Here is a 23,389-nt window from a genome sequence, read left to right as displayed (position 1 = left end):
TTCCGATCCCGGTAGCTAAGCCCATTCGCGCTGATGGTACTGCAACTTGGTGGTTGTGGGAGAGTAGGTGACTGCCGCAATATTTTTTGAAGTGGGGACATTCCTTTCGGGGAGTGTCCCCACTTTTTTGTGCCCTTTTCGAGGACCGCCCGGGCTTTATTCGGGTGGGCCCTTTTCGTGTATTCGCGCGTAGGTGGTGTGGGCCTGCCTGCGCCGGCTGTTGAGCGACGTCGAGCCGCTGTAGTCCGTGTTACCTGCCATGCCCCGCTGCGCCGAGATCGGCTTATGAAGGATCGAGGCCGAGGAATTGCCGGAAGGCGTTCACGCCGTCGACGTTGACAGGTGCATCCGGAACTCGGATGTCGTCCGCGCGAAGAATCATACGGTGTTCTGTATGTGCTTCTCCGTCCTGAGTGACGGTGACGCGGCTGCTGTTGGGGGAGTATCCGACCTTCTCTGAGACACGACGGCTGGCATGGTTGTCCTCGACATATGCAGTCTCAAACGTCGTCGTCGAGAAGTGTTCGGCGAAAGCAGTGACGATCATCGATCTCATTCTGGTGCCGTAGCCCTTACCCTGTTCCTCACGAGCCAGCCACGACCCTGTGCTGATTGCCCGTGTCTTGAGGAAGCTCGTACTATTCACACCTTGCACCCCGACGATCCTGCCGGAGACGCGGACAGTGAACTCGATGGTCCACTCATCGGTGCGAAAGTTCGCTCGCGTTCCCCATTGGTACTGTGCGATGGAACGAGCTATCTCCTCAGGACTGCCTGAGTCCCAGTCCACGAGGAATGCCTGGATCCCGTCGTTCCTGACTCCTCCTCGAGCCAGATCGGCCAACTCGCAGTAATCTGACTCTCGGACCGGGGTGAGATCCATGTCCTGCGTGCGTACGGTGAGGGCAAACGGCGGCCAAATCGTCTCGAGATCCATGTCCCGATATTAGTCGCATCGACGCGACAGATTGCGGCGAAGGATCGCCTGAAAGTTCGTTTTGATCCATTAACTCATCGACGGTTTTCGACACTATCGTGTCCATAATCCGGTCCCGATATCTCATGTTATGCGGTCCACGGTATGTTGTTCCCATGAGCCTACATCCATCACTGCAGCCAATCTTCGACACTGTGCTCCATCGCAATCCCGGAGAGTCGGAGTTTCACCAAGCGGTACAGGAAGTTCTCCACTCCTTGGGTCCTGTCGTCGACAAGCACCCTGAATACCTCGAGCTCTCCGCTCTCGAGCGCCTCTGCGAACCCGAACGCCAGATCATTTTCCGCGTTCCGTGGATCGACGACCAGGGTGTCGTCCAGATCAACCGCGCCTTCCGAGTGCAATTCAACTCGGCGCTCGGGCCATACAAGGGCGGACTGCGTTTCCACCCCTCAGTCAACCTGGGTATTGTGAAGTTCCTCGGCTTCGAACAGATCTTCAAGAACGCCATCACCGGTCTGCCCATCGGCGGTGGCAAGGGCGGGTCGGACTTCGATCCCAAGGGTCGCAGCGACCTCGAGGTCATGCGTTTCTGCCAGTCATTCATGACTGAGCTCTACCGCCACATCGGCGAATACCGCGACGTGCCTGCCGGTGACATCGGCGTAGGCGGACGCGAGATCGGTTACCTCTTCGGCCAGTACAAGCGCATCAAGAACTCCTACGAAGCAGGCACCCTGACTGGTAAAGGTCTGTCCTACGGGGGATCCATGGTGCGCACCGAAGCCACAGGCTACGGAGTCGTGTACTTCCTCAAGGACATGCTCGCCGCGGCGAAGAAGAACATCGACGGCCGCACCGTTTCGATCTCGGGATCGGGAAATGTCGCAGTCTTCGCCGCAGAGAAGGTCGATGCCTTCGGGGGCACCGTCATCACGATGTCTGACTCGAGCGGTATAATCCACGACCCAGACGGCATCGACACCGACATCGTCAAGCGGATCAAGTTCGAAGAGCGCGGTCGCATCTCTGAATATGTGAAGGAACGTGGGGGCCGCTCGGCCTACTATGAGGGCGGCAACGTCTGGGACATCGAAACCGATGTTGCACTTCCCTGCGCCACCCAGAACGAACTCGACGTCGACGACGCGAAGACTCTCGTCAAGAACGGTGTCATCGCTCTGGCGGAAGGCGCCAACATGCCCTGCACGCCCGAAGCGGTCCGCACGTTCTCCGAGGCAGGCGTCCTCTTCGCTCCCGGCAAGGCCGCAAACGCCGGCGGTGTTGCCACCAGCGCACTGGAGATGCAGCAGAATGCCAGCCGCGACACATGGGACTTCGACTTCACAGAAGCCCGCCTCGCAGAGATCATGGGAGATGTCCATGACAGCTGCGCAGCGGCCGGCGAAGAGTTCGGCTCACCGGGTGACTATGTGGCCGGTGCGAACATCGCAGGCTTCACGCGTGTCTCGGAAGCAATGCTCGCTCAGGGCGTCGTCTGATCTGATATCCGTCTGCTGAGTCGCCACACGGTGACCGGCGCTCAGCGGCCCTCCGCTCGTCTGCCAGCTTCGAACGAAGCTGACCAGCGATCGGAGGGCCGTTGTCATTCACCGTTGTCATTCACCGTTGTTATTCGCCACAGCCATTCGCTACAGTGTCCGCTTCATCGTCGTCCGATTGTTCCGTACGCCTTGCGCCAGCGCAGCAGCGGCTTGTTCGTGCTGCTGTCGACGCCTGCTCCCTGGGCGACCACTTCACCGACGACGAGGCTGTGCGTGGCCACCTCGAGGATCTCCGTCCTGCGCAGTTCGAACCAGGCGATCGCCTCAGTGAGTACGGGCTGACCAGAATGCGGAGCCGGGAACGTATCGATGCCCTTGAGTGAACCGTAGAGCGGCTGTCCGGATGCCCCGAGCCGTTCGGAGATGTCCCGCTGGGATGAATTGAGCAGGGAGATCGCGAAATGATCGCTCATTTCCAGGGTCTCCATCATCCGCGAACCGCCATAGACGCTGACAGCCATGGTGGGAGGATCGTAGGAGACGTCGAGGAACGAATCGACCGTGATCGCATGCAGCGCGTGTCCTCGCTTCGCCGATACAACAGCCACGGCCGCTGCGATGTCGTCGCTGAGTTCACGATAACGTTCTGTGAGGGAATCCTCGTATGATCGGTCCATGACACTCATTCTAGGGAACTACAATGGAGCCATGACCTCTCCAGCATCAGGTGGTTCAGCAACAATCGAGCGTGAGCAGTCCGAACAACTTGTTGAACCCGGCGACCACGAACGTTTCAGCCACTACGCGCCCAAGGACAAGATCATGGAGTCCATGGTGACGGGCACTCCACTGATCGCTCTGTGCGGCAAGGTGTGGGTTCCCACGCGCGATCCCGAGCGATTCCCCGTCTGCCCCAGGTGCAAAGAGATCTACTCGTCGATGTCTGAAGGACCCAAGGAGTAGATGTCCGCGGAACGTCTCCCCGGGACCTCCGCTGCTGAACAACTCCCACCGGCTTTTCCCGAGCGTGCAGCTTGGGGAACGGCCGGAAAGTTGCGTGCGTGGCAGGCAGAGGCTCTGGAACTCTATTTTCGGGATCAGCCGAAGGACTTCCTCGCTGTCGCGACCCCCGGCGCCGGTAAGACTACCTTCGCCCTGCGCGTGGCCGCCGAGCTTCTGGCTCAGCGCGTCGTCAACCGGGTCACTGTCGTCGCCCCTACAGAACACCTCAAGGTGCAGTGGGCTGATTCTGCAGCCCGCGTTGGCATCAAACTTGATCCTCATTTCAAGAACTCCCAAGGCAAGCACGCGCCCGGATTCCACGGTGTGGCCATCACCTATGCGCAGGTCGCGGCTAAACCGGTGCTCCACCATAACCGTACGGCCGCCGGTCGCACACTCGTCATCCTCGACGAGGTCCACCACGGCGGCGATGCGCTGTCCTGGGGTGACGCCGTGCGTGAAGCCTTCGGCCCTGCAGTGCGCCGACTCTCCCTGACCGGTACTCCCTTCCGCTCGGACACCTCGCCGATTCCCTTCGTCACCTATGCTCCCGACGAAAACGGAATCCGCACCTCGGTGGCGGACTACTCCTACGGGTACGGACGTGCACTCAAGGACTCCGTCGTCCGGCCCGTCCTGTTCCTCACCTACGCGGGCACCATGTCGTGGCGGACCAAAGCCGGCGACGAAATGTCTCACGTCCTCGGTGAGGAGACGACGAAGGACATCAACTCCCAGGCGTGGCGAACGGCGCTCGATCCCTCCGGTGACTGGATCCCGGCCGTCCTCAAGGCGGCAGACATGCGCCTCACCGAGGTTCGTCGGACCGTGCACGACGCCGGTGGCCTCGTCATCGCCACCGATCAGGACAATGCCCGCGCCTACGCCAAAGTGCTGCGCGAACTCACCGGAGAGGCACCCACGGTCGTCCTCTCCGACGAAGCGGGAGCCTCTGCGCGGATCGAGAAGTTCCAGGAGTCCACGGACAGGTGGATGGTCGCCGTCCGCATGGTCTCCGAAGGCGTCGACGTGCCCCGGCTGTGCGTCGGGGTCTATGCGACATCCTCGGCGACGCCGCTGTTCTTCGCGCAGGCGATCGGACGCTTCGTCCGCGCCCGCAAACGTGGTGAGACCGCCTCGGTGTTCCTGCCGTCGGTCCCGGTTCTTCTGGCCCTGGCCAACACGATGGAGGTCGAACGCGACCACGCCCTCGATCGGCCGAAGAACCAGGACGAGAACGATGTCGTCGTCTTCGACGAACAGGCCATGGAGCAGGCGAACCGGAGCGAAGGAGCTTCCTCCGACCAGCTGGGTTCATTCGAAGCTCTGGGCGCTGAAGCACTGTTCGACCGAGTGCTCTTCGACGGCGGCGAATTCGGCACCGGGGGAGCGATCGGCTCCGAAGATGAACTCGACTTCATCGGCATTCCAGGTCTGCTCGAACCTGATCAGGTCCACGAACTCCTGCGCACTCAGCAGGCGCGCCAGGCCAAGCGGAAGACGGACGCCGCGGGCCCTCCGGCGCCGGAGGTCGTGCCGAGCGAACTCGACCACAGGGCGATGAAGGAGGAGCGCAATCAGCTCCAGAGCCTCGTCGGGGCCTGGTCGCGTCGGACGGGAACTCCGCACGCGACAGTCCACGTCGAACTCCGCAAAGCGTGTGGAGGTCCGGCCGTGGCGCAAGCGACTCAGGAGCAGATCCAAGCCCGGATCAAGAAGCTCCAGGGCTGGTTCGTCGGCAAGAAGTGACCGCGGCTCAGTTCGAGTAGAACACCGTCGGGATCGCGGGTTCGCCGTCCTGCATACGCCGTGCTGAGCGCGGCAGCTCGGCCAAGGACTCGTCGTGGCGGGCGCAGGCCTTCTTCACTCCGGTGGCGCCGATGAAGGATTCGTCGATTTCGCCGTTGACCACGAGGTCGACGGTCAGAGAACGACCGTCTCCGAGATCGTCAGGCAGATTCGGGATTCCGACGGCCTCCTCGACAGCGATGGCCCCGTCGATGATACGCAGGGCTTCCTTGTTGCCGCCTCGTGAGGGTTTGCCGGTGGAGTTCTTCGCCACGGCTGACCATGTGCCTGCCTCGTCTGCCCGGGCCACGAGCTTGTACACGAGTCCGGCCGCGGGTGCACCCGATCCGGTGACCACACGGGTGCCGACACCGTATGAGTCGACGGGGGACGCGGCCAGGGCCGCAATCGCGTGTTCGTCGAGGTCGCTGGTGACAGTGATCGTCGTATCCCGCGCGCCGAGGCGGTCGAGTTCGGCCCGTACCTCGCTGGCCTGTTCGATGAGGTCGCCCGAATCGATGCGAACCCCACCGAGGTTGCCTCCGGTGAGTTCGACAGCGGTCTTGAGCGCCTCTTCGACGTCATAGGTGTCGAGCAGGAGCGTGGTGTCCGTGCCCAATGACTTGAGTTGGGCGGCGAAGGCCTCCCGCTCCGAATCGTGGAGGAGCGTGAATGAGTGCGCGGAGGTGCCGATCGTGCGCAGTCCGTAGCGGAGGCCGGCCGCGAGGTTCGACGTCGACGAGAAGCCGCCGATGACCGCAGCCCGCGCCGCGGCGACGGCAGCATGCTCATTGGTGCGTCGGCCGCCCATCTCCGCACAGGGACGATCGCCGGCTGCCTGTGCCATGCGCGACGCCGCCGAGGCGACCGCACAGTCGTAGTTCATGGCCGAGAGGATGAGGGTCTCCAAGATGACGCCCTCGGCAAAGGTCGCTTCGATGGTGAGCAGCGGGGACCCTGGGAAGTAGATCTCGCCCTCGGCATATCCGCGGATGTTCCCTGTGAACGAGTAGTCGGCGAGCCAGTCGATCGTGGTCGAATCGACGATGTTCTCGCGGCTGAGGAACTTCAGTTCCTCGTCGCCGAAGCGGAAGTCTCTGAGCATCTCGAGGACCCGACCGGTTCCGGCGACCACGCCGTAGCGACGGCCTGCGGGAAGGCTGCGTCCGAAGACTTCGAACAGGCTCTGACGGTGTGCGGCGCCCGATTCCAGGGCAGCCTGCACCATCGTCAATTCGTACTGATCGGTGAAGAAAGCAGTCGAGGAAGTCCGTGTGAGATCACTCATAGGCGCGATCTTACGTCACGACAGCGTCAGTGTTCTGCCGTAAGGTGGAAACGTGAGCAATCCAACGACTCCTGTCCTGGAACCAGAGGTCGACGTCCGACCTGCCCAGGACCTGGCGAAGCCCTGGAAGACCGTCGTCTTCAACGACCCGGTCAACCTGATGAGCTACGTCAGCTACGTGTTCCAGAGCTATTTCGGCTATTCGTCCGAGAAAGCTGAGTCGCTGATGCTCGAAGTCCATGAGAAGGGACGGTCCGTCGTGGCCACCGGCGGGCGAGAAGCCATGGAGAGGGACACCCAAGCCATGCACGAATACGGCCTGTGGGCCGCGTGCCAACCCGAATCAGGATCCGTCTGACACATGGCAGCCATTGATGCTCGCGGGGACGATGTCGTCCTCAAGCTCGAGGACAACGAACGAACCCTCATGCTCACTGTCTTCACCGACCTGGCCGCCCTGCTGGCCGAGGACGACGACGGGAGCGATCGCCCCGATTCCGAGAACTGGGAAGCCCGACTCGGCATGGTGGATAGGCCGCGTCCGGACGATCCGGCACTGCTGCGGCTCTTCCCCGACGTCGACCCGGAGGACGAAGAGCGCTCCGAGGAGTTCCGGCGCCTCACCGAGTTCGACCTCCAGCAGGCGAAGGCCCACAATGTGCGCATCGTGCTCAATGGGCTGAGCCGATCGTCTCCGATCACCCTGTCCCGTGACGAGGTGCTGGCCTGGATGAAGGGACTCAATGATCTGCGTCTGGTCCTCGCCGTCCGCCTCGGAATCGACACCGAAGAGGCGCAGGAGGACAAGTACGCCCACCGGTCAGAGCTCGACGAATCCGAAGACCTGACTCTGACTCTGTACGACTTCGTAACCTGGATCCAGGACCGACTCACAACAACACTGCTGGCTGACCTGGAAGGGAATGACGAGGAATGAAACTCACCGCAATCGGCACCGCCGGGTCGTTCCCCGGCCCGTACTCGGCAGCCAGCTGCTACCTCATCGAGACCGATGAGGCGTCGCCGACGCGCATCGTGCTCGATCTCGGTTCGGGTGCGCTGAGTCCACTCCAGCGCGCCGTCGATACGGACTCACTCAGCGCCATCGTGCTCAGCCACCTGCACCCGGACCACTGCATGGACGTGACAGGTCTCTACGTCAAGCACTGCTACGACCCGAAGTTCTTCAACGGCAATGTCTCCGACACCGGAACCATCCGGACCCGGACTTCGATCTATGCTCCTCCGGGTGCCCAGGAACGACTCTCACGCGCTTACTACACCGATCCGGGGAAGTCGCCGATCGCCGACGAAGGCGACCACGCCGATCTCAGCCATGCGTTCGAGTTCTTCGACATCGACCACGGCACGAGCCACCAGATCGGCTCCTTGAAGGTCGAGAGCTTCCTCGTCGACCACCCGGTCGAGGCCTACGCGCTGAGGATCACGGACGCCAACGGCTCCGTCATCACCTACTCAGGCGACAGCGACGAATGCGACAACCTCGTCGAGGCAGCTCGCGGGGCCGACATCTTCCTCTGCGAAGCCGCGTTCCAGGAGGACCGCGACACCGCTCGGGGCATCCACCTCACGGGCAAGCGCGCCGGTCGTGTGGCTCAGGCCGCCGACGTCAAGTCCCTCGTGCTCACCCACATCCCTTCGTGGACGGATTGCTCGATCGTCCGCGGCGAGGCCGCCCGGGAATACCGTGGGCCCATCGAACTGGCCAAACCTGAGACCAGTTGGACAGTGTGAGACCGAACCGATCGAGGCCGGACCGTGTGAGCTCAGAGCATACTGGCTGAGTCGAGACTGGCTGAGCTGAGACCGGCTCAGTCGAGACCGGCTGAGCTTCGCAGCAGAACTTGAAAAACTGGAAACAGAGAACAGAACCGACAACCGAAAGAGGCACACAGTGCGCGCAGACGGACGACTCGCTGATCAACTCCGCGAAGTGACAATCACCCGCAACTGGATCAACACCGCCGAAGGATCGGCGCTGATCGAGTTCGGCAACACCCGCGTACTCTGCGCGGCTTCTCTGACCGCAGGCGTGCCCCGGTGGCTCAAAGGCCAGGGTCGCGGCTGGGTCACCGCCGAATACGCGATGCTCCCGCGTGCCACCGATTCCCGCAACACCCGCGAATCCGTCAAGGGCAAACTGGGCGGTCGCACCCACGAGATCTCCCGCCTCATCGGCCGCAGCCTGCGCGCGGTCATCGACCTCGACAAGCTCGGCGAGAACACGCTCGTCCTTGACTGCGATGTCCTCCAGGCCGATGGCGGCACCCGCACTGCCTCGATCACCGGCGCCTACGTGGCTCTCGTCGACGCGATCGAGAAGGGCCGTTCGACCGGAATCATTCCCGCTGCGAACAACCCGATCAAGGATTCGATCTCCGCGATCAGCGTCGGCATCATCGACGGCGAACCCATGCTCGACCTGCCGTACGTCGAGGACTCGCGCGCAGAGACCGACATGAACGTCGTCATGACCGGCAGCGGCAAGTTCGTCGAGGTCCAGGGCACGGCCGAGGGCGCGCCCTTCGACCGCGAGGAACTGGGCCACCTCCTCGATCTCGCAACGAAGGGCTGCACCGACCTCACCCGCATCCAGACCGAGGTCCTGAGCGCATGACCACCTTCGTGCTGGCCACCCACAACGAAGGGAAGAAGCGCGAACTCCTCGCGATCCTCCTTCCGGTGCTCGGGGAGGACACCGAAGTCAGGACCGCCGCCGAGGCGGGACTCGATGATGTCGCGGAAACCGGAGTCACGTTCGCTGAGAATGCTCTCATCAAGGCCCGTGCTGCCGCTGCCGCCACCGGGCTGACGTCGATCGCCGATGATTCGGGGATCGCCGTCGACGTACTCGGCGGGGCGCCGGGGATCTTCTCTGCCCGGTGGTCGGGCAGCCATGGGGACGACAAAGCCAATCTCGAACTGCTCCTGGCCCAGTTGAGCGACATCTCCGCTGAGCATCGCGGAGCCCAGTTCCGCTGCGCGGCCGCAGCCGTGACCGCCGATGGGCGAGAGTTCTCCGCCGAGGGTGTCATGCCCGGACGGTTGGCCACGGCGCCGGCAGGAGCCAACGGCTTCGGCTACGATCCGATCTTCGTCCCTGAGGGGTCAGACTTCAGTGCCGCACAGATGTCGGCCGAGGAGAAGAACGCTCGCTCGCATCGGAAGATCGCCTTCGACAAACTGGCTGCGATCCTCTCGACCCAAGCAGGGCTCTGACCCCAAATTCTGCAGGGCTCTGAGACCAGACTCTGTGGGTCCTGTGACCGTGATTGATGTCCGGTCCTGACAGCCCGGTTTCGCGCCATTCGGCCCGGATGCACTCGCGTGTGTCCGGGCCGAGTCACTGCCTCGCCACGATATGAGCACTCCCGCCTCACCTGGTGAGAACTTCGGCTAAACTGACGATGCCGGTGAGCGAATGTGGATTCCCCGGTTCTGGTGTGTGAAAACAAGGAGAGCAATGAAGACTCCGCGCTTCAAGATGTGGGTGGCAGCTGCGGCTGCCTCCAGCCTATTCCTGACAGCCTGCTCCGCAGGGGCTTCGGATTCCGGTGAGTCAGCGAAGAAGGACTCGATGACCATCGCGTTCACTGCTGAGCCGGCGAACCTCGACTTCACGTCCACCTCGGGGGTGGCGATTCCCGAGGCGCTGATGGAGAACGTCTACGAATCACTGGTCCGCGTTGACGGCGACGGGGAGATCCAGCCGGCGCTGGCCAAGGACTGGGACATCTCCGATGACCGCAAGACCTATACCTTCCACCTGCAGGACGGCGTGAAGTTCTCCGACGGCTCCGACCTGACCAGCGAGGACGTGAAGTTCTCCTACGAGCGGGTGCAGAAGGACTGGAAGAACGCGCTGAAGTCGAAGATGGACATCGTCGACTCGATCAAGACCCCTGACGATCTCACGGTCGAGATCGCGCTGAAGAAGCCGTCGAACACTTGGCTGTTCAACCTCACCAGCCTCGTCGGAGCGGTCTTCGACACCCAGGGCACCGGCGACCTGTCAAACACTGCCATCGGCACAGGACCCTACGCCATCGAGAAGTTCACCCGCGGGCAGTCGATCGACTTCGCAGCCAGGGACGACTACTGGGGCGAGAAGCCCAAGGTCAAGAACGTAGAGTTCAAATACTTCAAGGACGCGGTCTCCGCTTCGAACGCCCTGAAGTCCGGAGAGATCGACGTCGTCTCGAACCTCCAAGCCCCAGAGCTGGCCGGCGAATTCCAGAGCAAGGACTACCAGATCATCTCCGGCACCACGAACGGCGAAGTCGTGCTGTCGATGAACAACGCGAAGGGCATCTTCAAGGACAAGAAGGCCCGCGAAGCCGTCATGTACGCCGTCGATCGCAAAGCGGTGCTCGACACGGCCTGGGCTGGCTACGGTGAACTCATCGGTTCGATGGTCCCGCCCACCGATCCCTATTACGAAGATCTGACAGGTGTCTGGAAGTACGACCCGCAGAAGGCCAAGGACCTTGTCAGCGAGGCAGGCATCGCGGGGGAGAAGTTCACCTTCACCGTCCCGAACCTGCCGTATGCGAAGGCGATCTCCGAGATCGTGTCCTCCCAGCTTGAAGCCGTCGGTCTCAAGGCCGACATCAAGACGCAGGAGTTCCCCGCAGTGTGGTTGGACAAGACGTTCACGAAGCACGACTTCGACATGTCTGTGATCAACCATGCCGAACCGCGTGACATCCTCACCGTGTTCTCGAAGGACTACTACATCGGCTACGACGATTCGAAGATCAAGAAGATCGCGGAGAAGGCAGACACCGGAACCGAAGAGGAATACATCTCGGGAATGAAGGACATCGCGAAGACCATCACCGATGACGCAGCGTCGGACTTCCTGTTCCTCTTCCCGAACCTCGTCATCGCGAAGTCCGATGTCAGCGGAATCCCCGCCAACAGGGTCTCCGATGCCTTCCGGATCGCGGATCTGAGCTGGAACTGAGCCGTCGTCGTCCATGATCACCTATGTGGCCAATCGCGCACTCCAGTTCGCACTGTCACTGATCGTCGCCTCGGTGGCGGTGTTCGCCCTGATGAGCCTTCTGCCTGGCAATGCCGCGCAGGTCGCCCTGGGAACGAACGCCACACCTGAGGCGGTGGCGGCGCTCGAAGCCCAGTACGGACTCGACCAGCCGCCTGTCCTCCGGTACTTCGACTGGATGGGCGGAATGCTGACAGGCGACTTCGGCACCTCGTACGTCACCGGAGCTGCGATCACTCCTGTCATCGTCGGCAGCGTCCAGGTCACCGGGATCCTCGTCATCGCCTCGATCGTGCTCGCGATCCTCATCGCCGTGCCGCTGGGCACCTTCGCCGCACTCGAGCAGCGCAACTGGATCGGCGTGACGATCTCTGCCCTGAGCCAGATCGGCATCGCCGTGCCGAACTTCCTTGCAGCGATCATCCTCGTCATGGTCTTCTCACTCACCCTCGGCTGGTTCCCGTCCCAGGGATGGATGGCCCCGGTCGAGGGGGTGGGCGGATTCCTCGTCCGACTGGTCCTGCCGGTCGTGTCGCTGGCACTCGTCCAGGCCGCGATCCTCACCCGCTATGTGCGCTCAGCGGTCCTCGACGTCATGCGCGAGGACTATATCCGCACCGCCCGGGCCAAAGGCCTGACACGGACCAAGGCACTGTTCGTCCACGGTCTGCGCAACGCCGCGATTCCCGTCGTCACGGTCGCCGGCGTCCAACTGGCGACTCTGCTCGTCGGGGCCGTGATCATCGAGCAGATCTTCGTCATCCCCGGCATCGGCTCGGAACTCGTCCGCGCTGTGGCCAACCGCGACCTCGTCGCAGTCCAGGGCATCGTCATGGTCCTCGTCCTGCTCGTACTCGTCATCAACCTCATCGTCGATGTCCTCTACCCGATCATCGACCCCCGGATCAGGACCGCCGCATGAGCCAGAACCCGAGCCCCGCCTCGTCGGGGGAGACGAACCCCCGCAACGTCGTCACCGCCGACGGGATCCCCGCGGCAGCCTCGGCGGAGGGAACCACTGCGCCGGGAACCACTGCGCCGGGAACCGCCGCGCCAGAAGCTGCCGTGCGTCCGAGCAGACGAACTGGCGTTGACCAGCGCAAGCGGACGTTGCTGCGCCTCAACGCGTCCATGGTCATCGGCGCCGTCCTTGTCATCCTCATCTTCGCGCTCGCCCTCGTGTCCTTCCTCTGGACACCGTACGACCCGAGCGCCGTCGATCCCGTCGCCCGGCTGCAGTCCTCGAGCCTCGAGCATCCCTTCGGCACCGATATGTTCGGTCGTGACACCTTGACCTGGGTTATGTACGGGGCGCGGATCACGCTCATGGTCGGGATCGTGGCCGTCGGCATCGCCCTGCTCATCGGCACCCCCATCGGGGTCATCGCGGCGCTCTTCGCCCAGTATCCGTGGGGCGCGTGGATCGGGGCCGTGATCATGCGCGCCAACGATATCCTGCTCGCGTTCCCGGCTCTGCTGCTCGCGATCATCTTCGCCGCCGTCTACCAACCCGGGACCGGTCCCGCCATGGTCGCAGTCGGGATCGCCGCGATTCCCGGGTTCGCTCGCGTGGCCCGGTCCGGCACGATGCAGGTCCTCGGCTCCGAATACGTGCGGGCCGCCAGGGCCTCGAACCGTCGCGTGCCCGCGATCGCCCTCTTCCATGTCCTGCCGAACATCGCCGGGATGGTCATCGTGCAGGCCTCCGTGGCGTTCGCGATCTCGATCCTCGCCGAGGCGGGGCTGTCGTTCCTGGGACTCGGCACCCAGGCTCCGGTTCCGTCCTGGGGGCGGATGCTCCAGGAGTCCCAGCAGTTCCTGTCCACCCACCCGGGGCTCGCGCTGTGGCCGGGACTGTTCATCGCCCTGGCCGTGCTGGGGTTCAACCTGCTCGGTGATGGGCTGCGCGACCGATTCGATCCGAAGATGGAGGCCCGCGGCAATGGCTGAGAACCTGCTCGAGGTCCGCGACCTCACGATCACTCCGGCCGGAGCTGATGGGCCAGTGCTCAAGGACGTGTCCCTGAGCTTGGCGCCGGGAGAACGGGTCGGCCTCATCGGCGAATCCGGCTCCGGGAAATCACTGACCGCGCAGTCCGTGATGGGCCTGCTGCCCGAAGAGCTCAGAGCCACGGGGACGGTATCGCTGGCGGGATTTTCCGGAAACGTCCTCGAAGCGAAGGAGCGGACGCTGGCGCGGATGCGCTCCGACATCGTCTCGATGGTCTTCCAAGAGCCCATGAGCGCGCTCAATCCGCTGATGCGCATCGGGGACCAGATCGCCGAGGCGCTGCGCATCCACGGCAGCACTGATCGCCGTGCCGTTCCCGGCCGGGTCCTCGAGCTCCTCACCAGTGTGCACATGCCCGATCCGGAGGGTGCCCGCTATGCCTATCCGCATCAGATGTCGGGTGGACAGCGACAGCGCGTGATGCTCGCGATCGCGCTGGCGAATACGCCGCGGCTGCTCATCTGCGACGAACCGACCACAGCACTCGACGTGACCGTGCAGAAGCACATGCTCGACCTCATCGCCGAGCGTGTGGCCGCCGTCGAGGCGGGACTGCTGTTCATCACCCACGACCTGGCCGTCGTCGCGGGAGTCTGCGACCGGGTCATCGTCATGAACTCCGGTCGCATCGTCGAGACCGGAAGCGTGCACGACATCTTCACGAATCCGCAGCACGAGTACACGCGCGGTCTCCTGGCCTCCTCCGATCTCGAAGCCACCGACGCGAACGGGAAGCTGTTCACGCTCAAGACCGCCCTCGCCTATGCGGGGCCCCTTGGCGAAGCAGGCTCACCCCCTGAGGCAGGGACGAACCCTGACGAAAACGTCGATGCTGATGTGGAGCCGACGACCGCCTCGGCGGGGGAGAGCGGACGTGTACGAACACGTGCGGTGGACAGTCCGCGTGCGCGGGAGCCCGAACTGACAGGGCAGTCTGCTCCGCTCATCGAGGTCACCGGAGTCTCGAAGCTGTACAAGGCCCGGGGGCTCACGCTTCGCCGGCGCTCTGAAGTGCAGGCCCTCGAAGACATCGGCTTCCGAGTCTCGGCCGGTCAGCGCCTCGGCATCGTGGGGGAGTCCGGTTCGGGCAAGTCGACGCTGCTCAACATCCTCTCGGGCCTCGACAGACCGACCACCGGACATGTGCGAGTCGGCGACGTCCGCGTCGAGTCGGCCAGTGCCTCGGCGCTGCGGTCGCTGCGTGAGAACCTGCAGATCGTCTTCCAGGATCCGTTCGCCTCTCTCGACCCTCGCATGCGGGTCGAGGACATTGTCTCCGAACCCCTGATCGCGCGGGGAATGGGCCGAGACGAAAGACTCTCTCGCGTCGAGGAGATGCTGCTCGCCGTCGACCTCGACTCGGCTGCGATGCGACGATATCCGCACCAGTTCTCCGGCGGTCAGCGACAGCGGATCTCCATCGCCCGAGCGCTCGTGACCCGACCACAGATCCTCATCGCCGACGAACCGGTCTCCGCTCTCGACGTCTCGGTGCGCGCTCAGGTGCTCAACCTGCTCACCGACCTCGTCGACGACTACGCACTGACGCTGCTCTTCGTCTCCCACGATCTGGGCGTCGTCCAGCATCTGTGCTCGGACATCATCGTGATGAAGGACGGGCACATTGTCGAATCCGGTACCACCGAGGACATCTACGCGAACCCGCGCGAGGAGTACACGCAACGCCTCATCGCGGCGACCCCCAGCCTGGCAGGAGCGCTCGCCTCAGCCGGTTGATCCGGAGAGCAGGGGAGAGCGAACCTGTCCGCAGAATGCACGAGAAGAAAGGACGGCACTTGAGCCAGAACACGCTTGCCGACCACACCGCTGCCGCGATGACCACGGGATTCGCGGCTGGAGACTTCGATCCGCTCGACGTCCATGCCGCCGTCGTCGACCGCATGGACGACTTCGAACCGATCATCAACGCCCTCCACCACCGTGACGATGAGCGCTCACGTGGCGCAGCCGAGGCCAGCGCAACCCGGTGGCGGGAAGGGAAATCGCTGGGCCCGCTCGATGGGGTGCCGGTGACAATCAAGGAGAACGTCGCCCGCAAGGGTGTGCCGATGCCCAGCGGCCACGCGTGGGTCGAGGTTCCCGTGTCAACTCACGATTCTCCGATCACCGAGCGCCTCGAAGAAGCCGGTGCCATCATTCTCGGATCGACGACGATGCCCGACTGGGGCATGCTCTCCTCCGGCGTCTCCTCGCTACACGGCGTGACTCGTTCCCCTCTTGACCCGAACCTGACCACAGGTGGATCCAGTGCTGGAGCGGGTGCTGCTGCGGCGGCCGGCTACGGACCGATTCACATCGGCTCCGACATCGGCGGGTCGATCCGTCTGCCCTGTACTTGGCTGGGGCTGGCCGGTCTCAAACCCAGCTTCGGCAGGGTGCCGCTCGATGCTCCGTACATGGGCCGCTGCGCAGGACCGCTGGCCCGGCGGATGGCCGACGTGAAGATCGCGATGGACGTCATCTCCGGCACCGACGATCGCGACTACTCGCGTCTGCCCCGGTTCGCCGCCGATGATCGTGCAACGCTATCGGACTCTGCTTCCGACGCCGCGTTCGATCCTCGAGGGCTGAGAATCGGAGTCCAACTCGACGCCGGGTGCGGAGAGCCCGTGGAACCTGAGATCGCGGCCACCATCGCCGAGGCGGCCGAGCGTTTCGCCGCTGCCGGCGCCCAGGTCGAAACAGTCGACCCCTTCATCGACGATGACCTGCTGGCGGACATGGACCTGTTCTGGCGGGTGCGCTCATGGTCCGATCTGCGGGCCCTGCCCGTCGAGGAGCAGGCGCTCATCCTGCCCTATATCCAGCAGTGGGCACAGGGCGGAGCCGACGTGACCGGTGTGAAGCTCATGGACTGCTACCACAGCGTGCAGGAGATCCGCCGACGCAGCGTGGCCGCGACCGGCGGCTTCGACCTGGTCATCTCGCCGGTGTCGCCGAACGCGGCGTTCCCTGCAGACCAACCCATGCCGTACCCGAAGGTCAACGAACCGATGGGCCACATCGGGTTCACGATGCCCTACAACATGTCGGAGCAGCCGGCGGCGACAGTGCTGGCCGGGTACATGAAGGACGGGCGGACGATCGGTGCGCAGATCTCGGGCCGGCGCTTCGCCGATGAACTCGTGATGGCGGCAGGGACCTGGTTCGAACAGGCTGCGGACATTCCACTGCCGGAGCGCACCTCTCCGAACTGAGCAACGCGGACGGGCAGCGCCGGCTGAGCAGCGCGGACGGGCTGGGCACTGCCAGCCGGCCGGGATTTGCTCAGGTGGCGTGCGGCGTTCGACGCGATCACACACAGACGACAGGAGGGCCGAGGTTCGAAAGAACCCCGGCCCTCCTGTCTGCCGACTTACGCTTCGGTGGGCACCGCCTCGGTGAGGCTCGAGCAGAAGTCGACGACCTCGTCAGAAGTCGAAGAACTCGACCTTGAGCTTGTCACCGTCGATCTTCACACTGCCCGAGACCGACAACGTGTTGCCGTTCGAGAAGTACGACGAACCGGACTTCTTGCCCTGCACGGTGAAGTTGAACTTGCCTGGCTTCTCCGTGAAGAACGAACCGGTGCTCGTGTCGCCGGCGCCGAAGTCCGCCTTGACCTTGGGCATGTCCTTCATATCCCATTTGGCGGTGTTCTTCTTGGCCAGATCATCGAGCTTCTTGTCCGTGCCGCCGACCGGGATCTCGGTCGGGTCGAACTTGATGAACTTGCACTTGGGCTTGATGTCCTTATTGTCGAAGCACTTCTTGAGCTCGGCCTCGACCTGCTTCTGGACTTCCTTCTGGAATTCACCTGTCGGCGAGAGATCGAGATTGAGAGTCATCGGCGACACCTGGTCGGTGTTCGGCTTCCCACCCGGTCCGAACGCCTGCGGGAAGTTCACTGCGGCAGTGTCCGAGGCCTTGCTGACCCATTTGCTGGCCGGGATCGAGAAATCATAGTTGCCCGGATACACGGCGAAGGAGGTGGTTCCCGACTGTGCCTTGTAGTCCTGGCCGTTGACGGTCATGCCGTCGGCGGCCGGAACGTCGAGGGAGATGACGTTCAGTGCGGGGCCGGTGAGCTTCCATTTGTCGAAGAACAGATCCTGTTTGCCGTCCTTCTTCGCCGTCAGCTCAACGTTGAAAGCGCTGCCATCGAGCTCATAGGAGACGACGACCTTGCCGTTGTCGCCATCGACGTTCGACGACTCGACCTTCGCGTTCTCGACCTTGGTCGATGAGTTGTCGGTGAAGTTCTTCGACAGCAGATCCAGGTTAGTGCCCTCGGGTCGCGGTGATGGTGCGATCTTCTCCGCGGCGGCGAAGTCGCCCTTGCTCAGCGCCGAGACGTAATCCTCGGCGACTTTGTCAGGTCCGTAATTGTTCTTATTCACCGAGTTGACGACGAGGAATCCGACGAGGACCAGGATGATGACGAGCGCGACGGCACCGAGAGTGATGAAGAGAGGCATCTTGCTCTTCTTCTTCTCGGGACGCGCATCAGCGCGGGTCGCGGCCGCGGTCGAACCGGCGAACCCGGGAGCCGGAGCCGGCTGTGGGATGGCCTGCGACTGGCCTGGGCCCGATCCCGTGCGATGGGCGTCTGGGCCGGAACCGGTCTGGTACTGACCGTACTGGCCGGGACCTGTCTGTGCTGGGCCCGAACCGTACTGGCCCTGGCCGGGCTGGCCCGAACCATACTGGCCCTGGGCAGGAGGATATGCGCCGTTCTGGCCGGGGCCCGACTGGTACGGGGAGCCGCCCTGGTACTGGCCACCCCACTGCTGATTGCCGCTGTGCTGTCCACCGGAGTAATACGGAGCCTCGTTCGACGGCACCGGATTCGGATTCTGCGGTGGCTGATTGGGATTCTGCGGCGGCTGGTTCGGGTTCTGCTGACCCGATCCGCCCTGCTGCGGGAAGTTCCGATGAGAATCGCCCGACTGAACCTCGGGACGAGGCTGCTGGTTCTGGTTCGGATTCTGCTGGCTCGGATTGCCGGCCTGAGAGTTCTGGCCGGATGGATCAGCACGTTTGCCGTCGCGGTTGTCGGCTTGAAGGGGAGGTGCCTGATCCTTCGGGTATGACGGTGCAGACGATGCGCCTGACTCAGCCGACTCCGACGCCGAATCCGGCTCGGTGCGCGATGTGTCGTCTTGAGGAGTGTTCTCGGAACGGTCTGCCCTCGATGGACTATCTGATTGGTCGTCCGCCGACGTCTCCGAACCGGTTCCCGAGTAGTTGTTCTCCGGAGGGGTGTTGGGAGGTGGCGGGAAATTCGGCTGATCGTTCCCGTTGCTCATCGCTGGATGCATCCTTCGTGTCTACAAGCTTGTCCTGGCGCAATTGTACGTCCCACAGCAGGGAATCGCGTGGTCAATACCGCGATGAGAGCGCGACGTCAGCGAAAATGGAAGAGATGCACACTTCTCCTCATCCTCGAACCAACCGCCATCCTGTTCTCCAGGGACTGATGGAGGCCCTCAAAGTCGATCTCATTGTCGTCCCTGCCGCCTTCGTCGTCGCTGCGGTCTGCTGGATCGTCGGCCTCGGATCGCAGCTTGCGTACTCCATCATTCCTGAGTGGGCCTTCGCACTGTGGGCCGTCGTGAACGGACTGACCGTGACGACGATCGGCTTCGACTTCTCACTCGCGCCCAGCTTGGTCACTGTGGGGGTGTGGTTCCTGCTGGCGTTCGGGGCGAAACGTCTGGTGGAGGAGTTCTCAGCCGCCGAGGCCGATGGCACCAACGATGATGACTCGTCGTGGTGGAAGGACATCGCCCTTGCCCTGGCAGCTTTCGTCGTCGCCTATGCCGCGCCTCTGCTCGTGCTCGCCATACTCGTTGGCGAGACGACTGTCACTCCCTTCGGATTCCTCCGACTCTTCCTGCTCTTGATGACCGCCTCGGCGGCCGGTTGGCTCTGGGTCCGCGGTGTCGCCGACATCCCTCGGCTGCAGGATCTCGACCTCGACGTCTGGGATGCGAGTGCGCGACTCGTCAAGAGACTTCTCTGGTCAGCAGCTGTCCTCTCCATCGTCGTCCTTGCCGCAGGCATCGTCCTTCGTTGGAGCGAACTGACTGACTCGCTCCAGGCCTACAGCTCACCGGCGGCAGCGGGATTGGGTCTGCTCGTCGTCCAGATTCTCTTCGCGCCCGGAATCCTCTTCGCAGCCCTGTCTTGGGTTGCGGGGACAGGGGTTGATGTGGGCGCGGGAGGCCCGAGTTCAGTGTTCCACTCGGCCCCAGGGCCGATGCCGAACGTTCCCGTGCTCCAGCTGCTCATCGGCGACTACCCGGGATGGACGTATGCCGCTCCTGTGCTGCTCGTCTTGGTGGGAGTCCTCGCTGTCATCCTCGGGCGGGACCACGCCTGGCAGGTGCTGAACGGCTCCTGGTTGGGCCTCGGAATCGCGGCGATCAAATTCTTCGTCGTTGTCGAGATGCTTGCGCTCTTCGCCAGCGGAGCGATGGGACCACTGGGACTCTCGGACTTCGGCCCCTCACCGCTGACCTCCGGCGTGGTCGTCACCGCGTGGATCGCGCTGGGACTGGGCATCGGCCTCGGGCTGACCAGACTGTCCCACATGCAGAGTGGTCAGGGCTGGGGTGCCTCGAACCTCGACGACCTCGATGCGCATGAACCGTTCGCCCGTGACTCGGACGAGGACTGAGAAGCTGCCGCAGGCGGCAGACTATTATCTCAGGCGGCAGGCTATCGCAGCCGGCAGTGACTGTCCGCGGTCTGCAGCGACTATCCGCAGGCGGCAGACGACGCGGGAGTCGATACGGGACGGGCGCCAACCAGAACTGACCTGATTCCGTCCCAACAGCAGGAACGCCTCCGGCCAGTTGCCGGAGGCGTTCCCCTTTGCACGATCAGATTCGCGCCCTGAGCTCAGCGTCTCACCGATGGCTCATCGTGCGAGCGCGGTGCTCAATTGGCTCCGGGCATCTTGAGGTCCTGTCCGGTGACCTGCTTGAACCAGTCGCCCATACCGTTCTGATAATCGGTCGTGCAGGTCAGCTGCGCCTGCTGCGTGATCGCATCGCGCACGCATTCTTCGTATTTGGACTGGACGGGCCAGAGCACGACCGAGGACAGCGTGGAGAAGATGAGGTAGACGCTGAGCAGACCACCGAGAATGCCCAGGGACATGCTGCGCTTCTGCTTGGCTTTCACGACAGCGACGATATAGCGGACCGCCCACACGATCGCGGCGATGGCGAATCCGATCGCTGCGAGTTTGAAGGGCAGGGGATAGGTGAACGTCAGCACCGAGGCGAGGATCAGCAGTATCAGAACCAGGCCGTGGCGGGAGGGTGCGGCCAGCCTCTCCTCTTCGGGAGTGGGGGCGCTCTTCTCTTCAGTGTTGTTTGGTGACGTCACGTCCCCAGTTTGTCACAGTCCACTGACAAAAGCCTTTGCGGGAGGTGCTGTCCACATTCTCACCAGCTGACAGGCACAGCCAGGAACAGACGGTAGAATGGTCGCGTGCGCATCGTTCTTCTGGCCTCCGGTTCCGGTACCCTCACACAGGCCGTCATCGACGCGTTCGCAGATTCGGACCGCGGCGTCGAGATCGCAGCGATCGGTGCTGATTCGCAGACTGCAGGGGTACTCGACCGCGCGGCAGAGCGCTCCATCCCGACCTTCGTCGTTCGTCCCAAGGACTGCGCCGATCGTGAGGACTGGAACGTCCGCCTCCGCGACACGGTCGCCGAATTCTCGCCCGACTGGGTGATCTCAGCCGGCTTCATGCGGATCCTCGGCCCCACCTTCATCGCCTCGTTCGCCGATCGGATCATCAACACCCATCCTGCTCTGTTGCCGTCGTTTCCCGGCGCTCACGGTGTGCGCGACGCGCTCGCCCACGGAGTGCGCATCACCGGCGGGACGATCCACCTCGTCGATGCCGGAGTCGACACCGGTCCCATCATCACTCAGTTCCCGGTCTCGGTGTCCGACGACGACACCGAGGAGACTGTGCACGAACGCATCAAGACCAGGGAGAGAGAAGAGCTCGTCCGCCTCCTCGCCCACCTCGCCCATCACGACCTCGTCATCGACGGACGGCATGTCAGCGGATATGCCACCTCGGCGGCGGCCACCTGACTGCCAACCCACCAACCGTACGAATCGGCAACCACGCCTTCAAGGAGGACTCTGTGACAGGAACCCGCGCGATCAAGAGAGCGCTCGTCAGCGTCTACGACAAGACCGGATTGGAGGATCTGGCTCGCGGACTCCACGCTGCCGGTGTGCAGATCGTGTCGACCGGTTCGACTGCAGCGAAGATCGCCGAGGCGGGTGCTGAGGTCACGAAGGTCGAAGAGCTGACCGGGTTCCCCGAATGCCTCGAAGGTCGAGTCAAGACCCTGCACCCTCGCGTGCATGCCGGCATCCTCGCCGATTCGCGCAAGCCCGATCACATGAGGCAGCTCGAAGAACTCGAGATCGAACAGTTCGACCTCGTGATCGTCAACCTCTACCCCTTCGCCGAGACCGTGGCCAGCGGCGCCAGCTTCGACGACTGCGTCGAGCAGATCGACATCGGCGGCCCCTCGATGGTGCGTGCCGCTGCGAAGAACCATCCGACAGTCGCGGTCATCACGAATCCTGACGACTACTCAGCAGTCCTCGATGCGGCCCAGGGTGAAGGGTTCGACATCGCCACGCGGCGCGGATTCGCCGCCCGCGCGTTCGCTCACACCGCAGCGTACGACACGGCTGTAGCTTCGTGGTTCGCCGAAGAGCTGACCGCTGCCGGTGACGCAGACGCAGAGGAATCCGCCACCTCTGCACGTCCGGCGTTTGCTGGAGTCACCGGCGAGAAGATCGCTGATCTGCGCTACGGCGAGAACCCGCACCAGAAGGCAGCGGTGTACTCCGACGGCACCCGCGGGATTGCCGGAGCGAAGCTGCTGGGCGGCAAAGCGATGTCGTACAACAACTACACCGACACCGATGCCGCGATCCGTGCGGCCTTCGATTTCGAGCGTCCTGCCGTGGCGATCATCAAGCACGCCAATCCGTGTGGGATCGCCGTCGCCGACACCGTGGCAGAAGCCCATAAGGCAGCCCATGAGTGCGACTCGCTGTCCGCCTACGGTGGGGTCATCGCCACCAACCGTGAGGTTGATGCCGATCTGGCCGCATCGATCAAACCCATCTTCACCGAGTGTCTGGCCGCACCGTCGTTCTCCGCCGAGGCGCTCGAGATCTTGTCGTCGAAGAAGAACCTGCGTCTACTCGAACTCGGCGATGTGGACTTCTCCGCGACTGAGATCAAACCCATCACCGGTGGATTCCTCGTCCAAGATCGTGATGCGTTCCAAGCAGACGGCGATTCGTCCGAGAACTGGACCCTGGCTGCCGGAACCGCTGCTGCACCTGAGGTGCTCGCCGATCTCGAGTTCGCGTGGAAAGCCTGCCGTGCGGTGAAGTCCAACGCGATCCTCGTGGCCCGCGACGGAGCCTCGGTCGGTGTCGGAATGGGACAGGTCAACCGCGTCGACTCTGCAAAACTGGCCGTCGAACGAGCCGGCGCAGAGCGTGCGACCGGTGCGGTGGCTGCCTCTGACGCGTTCTTCCCCTTCGCAGACGGCCTCCAGATCCTCATCGATGCAGGAATCACTGCGGTGGTCCAGCCCGGCGGATCGATCCGTGATGACGAGGTCGTTGCGGCAGCAGAAGAGGCCGGGATCACGATGTACCTGACCGGGAGCCGCCATTTCTTCCACTGAGAGAGCGAAGTCCTACCCACGCCATGCCAGGCGTGGGCGGGGCCCGCTCGCCAAGCGTTGGATCTACTGGAAACGGC

Annotated in this window: 21 protein-coding genes; 16 read left to right on the top strand and 5 right to left on the bottom strand. The window is 63.4% G+C overall.

Annotated elements, in window-relative coordinates:
• Positions 1 to 283 precede the first annotated feature (283 nt).
• Complete coding sequence (locus tag MPN20_RS08280) at positions 284 to 937, bottom strand: GNAT family protein (protein ID WP_242781064.1); 654 nt, start codon at positions 935 to 937, stop codon at positions 284 to 286.
• A gap of 155 nt (positions 938 to 1,092) precedes the next feature.
• Here MPN20_RS08280 and gdhA point away from each other — a divergent pair, with 155 nt between their 5' ends.
• Positions 1,093 to 2,439, top strand: a complete 1,347-nt coding sequence (gdhA, locus tag MPN20_RS08275) for an NADP-specific glutamate dehydrogenase (protein ID WP_242781062.1) — start codon at positions 1,093 to 1,095, stop codon at positions 2,437 to 2,439.
• A gap of 164 nt (positions 2,440 to 2,603) precedes the next feature.
• On the opposite strand, the gene MPN20_RS08270 is transcribed toward gdhA, so the two are convergent.
• The gene (locus MPN20_RS08270; protein ID WP_242781060.1) at positions 2,604 to 3,119 is read right to left on the bottom strand and encodes a flavin reductase family protein; all 516 of its coding nucleotides are present in this window, start codon (positions 3,117 to 3,119) and stop codon (positions 2,604 to 2,606) included.
• Between the two features lie 31 nt (positions 3,120 to 3,150).
• Here MPN20_RS08270 and MPN20_RS08265 point away from each other — a divergent pair, with 31 nt between their 5' ends.
• Both MPN20_RS08265 and MPN20_RS08260 read left to right on the top strand, forming a co-directional pair.
• Positions 3,151 to 3,405, top strand: a complete 255-nt coding sequence (locus MPN20_RS08265) for a DUF3039 domain-containing protein (protein ID WP_242781058.1) — start codon at positions 3,151 to 3,153, stop codon at positions 3,403 to 3,405.
• Complete coding sequence (locus MPN20_RS08260; RefSeq protein ID WP_242781056.1) at positions 3,406 to 5,193, top strand: DEAD/DEAH box helicase; 1,788 nt, start codon at positions 3,406 to 3,408, stop codon at positions 5,191 to 5,193. It abuts the gene before it with no gap.
• 7 nt (positions 5,194 to 5,200) lie between these two features.
• Here the strand turns inward: MPN20_RS08260 and MPN20_RS08255 are convergent, their stop codons facing one another.
• Positions 5,201 to 6,520 (bottom strand): nicotinate phosphoribosyltransferase, encoded by a 1,320-nt coding sequence (locus MPN20_RS08255; RefSeq protein WP_242781055.1) that lies wholly within the window; start codon positions 6,518 to 6,520, stop codon positions 5,201 to 5,203.
• Positions 6,521 to 6,572: 52 nt separating this feature from the next.
• On the opposite strand from MPN20_RS08255, the gene clpS reads away from it, so the two are divergent.
• The 10 genes from clpS (at position 6,573) to MPN20_RS08205 (ending at position 16,775) form a co-directional block, all read left to right on the top strand.
• Complete coding sequence (gene clpS, locus MPN20_RS08250) at positions 6,573 to 6,878, top strand: ATP-dependent Clp protease adapter ClpS (RefSeq protein WP_242781054.1); 306 nt, start codon at positions 6,573 to 6,575, stop codon at positions 6,876 to 6,878.
• Positions 6,879 to 6,881: 3 nt separating this feature from the next.
• Complete coding sequence (locus MPN20_RS08245) at positions 6,882 to 7,457, top strand: DUF2017 family protein (protein ID WP_242781053.1); 576 nt, start codon at positions 6,882 to 6,884, stop codon at positions 7,455 to 7,457.
• Positions 7,454 to 8,275 carry an MBL fold metallo-hydrolase gene (locus tag MPN20_RS08240; protein WP_242781051.1) on the top strand — a complete coding sequence of 274 codons (822 nt, stop codon included), beginning with the start codon at positions 7,454 to 7,456 and terminating at the stop codon, positions 8,273 to 8,275. Before MPN20_RS08245 ends, MPN20_RS08240 begins: the two co-directional genes overlap by 4 nt.
• Before the next feature lie 160 nt (positions 8,276 to 8,435).
• On the top strand, positions 8,436 to 9,158 hold the full coding sequence (gene rph, locus MPN20_RS08235) for a ribonuclease PH (protein ID WP_242781049.1): 723 nt from the start codon (positions 8,436 to 8,438) through the stop codon (positions 9,156 to 9,158).
• Positions 9,155 to 9,760: an RdgB/HAM1 family non-canonical purine NTP pyrophosphatase gene (gene rdgB / locus MPN20_RS08230; RefSeq protein ID WP_242781048.1), complete on the top strand. Its 606-nt coding sequence runs from the start codon at positions 9,155 to 9,157 to the stop codon at positions 9,758 to 9,760. The genes rph and rdgB overlap by 4 nt, the downstream gene beginning before the upstream one ends.
• Positions 9,761 to 10,004: 244 nt before the next feature.
• A complete protein-coding gene (locus MPN20_RS08225; protein WP_242781047.1) occupies positions 10,005 to 11,507 on the top strand; it encodes an ABC transporter substrate-binding protein in 1,503 nt (500 codons plus the stop codon).
• 13 nt (positions 11,508 to 11,520) lie between these two features.
• Positions 11,521 to 12,468 (top strand): ABC transporter permease, encoded by a 948-nt coding sequence (locus MPN20_RS08220; RefSeq protein ID WP_242781046.1) that lies wholly within the window; start codon positions 11,521 to 11,523, stop codon positions 12,466 to 12,468.
• A 209-nt stretch (positions 12,469 to 12,677) separates the two neighbouring features.
• On the top strand, positions 12,678 to 13,496 hold the full coding sequence (locus MPN20_RS08215) for an ABC transporter permease (RefSeq protein ID WP_242781071.1): 819 nt from the start codon (positions 12,678 to 12,680) through the stop codon (positions 13,494 to 13,496).
• Positions 13,489 to 15,294: an ABC transporter ATP-binding protein gene (locus tag MPN20_RS08210; protein ID WP_242781044.1), complete on the top strand. Its 1,806-nt coding sequence runs from the start codon at positions 13,489 to 13,491 to the stop codon at positions 15,292 to 15,294. The genes MPN20_RS08215 and MPN20_RS08210 overlap by 8 nt, the downstream gene beginning before the upstream one ends.
• 59 nt (positions 15,295 to 15,353) lie before the next feature.
• A complete protein-coding gene (locus MPN20_RS08205; RefSeq protein WP_242781043.1) occupies positions 15,354 to 16,775 on the top strand; it encodes an amidase in 1,422 nt (473 codons plus the stop codon).
• Positions 16,776 to 16,988: 213 nt separating this feature from the next.
• Here the strand turns inward: MPN20_RS08205 and MPN20_RS08200 are convergent, their stop codons facing one another.
• Positions 16,989 to 18,866, bottom strand: coding sequence for a hypothetical protein (locus MPN20_RS08200; protein ID WP_242781042.1), 1,878 nt, complete (start codon positions 18,864 to 18,866; stop codon positions 16,989 to 16,991).
• Positions 18,867 to 18,982: 116 nt separating this feature from the next.
• Between MPN20_RS08200 and MPN20_RS08195 the strand changes: the two genes are divergently transcribed.
• Positions 18,983 to 20,239: a DUF6350 family protein gene (locus MPN20_RS08195; protein ID WP_242781041.1), complete on the top strand. Its 1,257-nt coding sequence runs from the start codon at positions 18,983 to 18,985 to the stop codon at positions 20,237 to 20,239.
• 263 nt (positions 20,240 to 20,502) lie between these two features.
• Here the strand turns inward: MPN20_RS08195 and MPN20_RS08190 are convergent, their stop codons facing one another.
• Positions 20,503 to 20,955 (bottom strand): hypothetical protein, encoded by a 453-nt coding sequence (locus MPN20_RS08190; protein WP_242781040.1) that lies wholly within the window; start codon positions 20,953 to 20,955, stop codon positions 20,503 to 20,505.
• 105 nt (positions 20,956 to 21,060) lie between these two features.
• Between MPN20_RS08190 and purN the strand changes: the two genes are divergently transcribed.
• Positions 21,061 to 21,681 (top strand): phosphoribosylglycinamide formyltransferase, encoded by a 621-nt coding sequence (gene purN / locus MPN20_RS08185; RefSeq protein WP_242781038.1) that lies wholly within the window; start codon positions 21,061 to 21,063, stop codon positions 21,679 to 21,681.
• A 53-nt stretch (positions 21,682 to 21,734) separates the two neighbouring features.
• Positions 21,735 to 23,312, top strand: a complete 1,578-nt coding sequence (purH, locus tag MPN20_RS08180) for a bifunctional phosphoribosylaminoimidazolecarboxamide formyltransferase/IMP cyclohydrolase (protein ID WP_242781037.1) — start codon at positions 21,735 to 21,737, stop codon at positions 23,310 to 23,312.
• Positions 23,313 to 23,389 lie beyond the last annotated feature (77 nt).

Source organism: Brevibacterium sp. ZH18, assembly GCF_022748595.1.
Classification (GTDB): domain Bacteria; phylum Actinomycetota; class Actinomycetes; order Actinomycetales; family Brevibacteriaceae; genus Brevibacterium.
The sequence above is the reverse complement of the archived record's forward strand: the minus strand, read 5'-3'. Positions and strand labels throughout refer to the sequence as shown.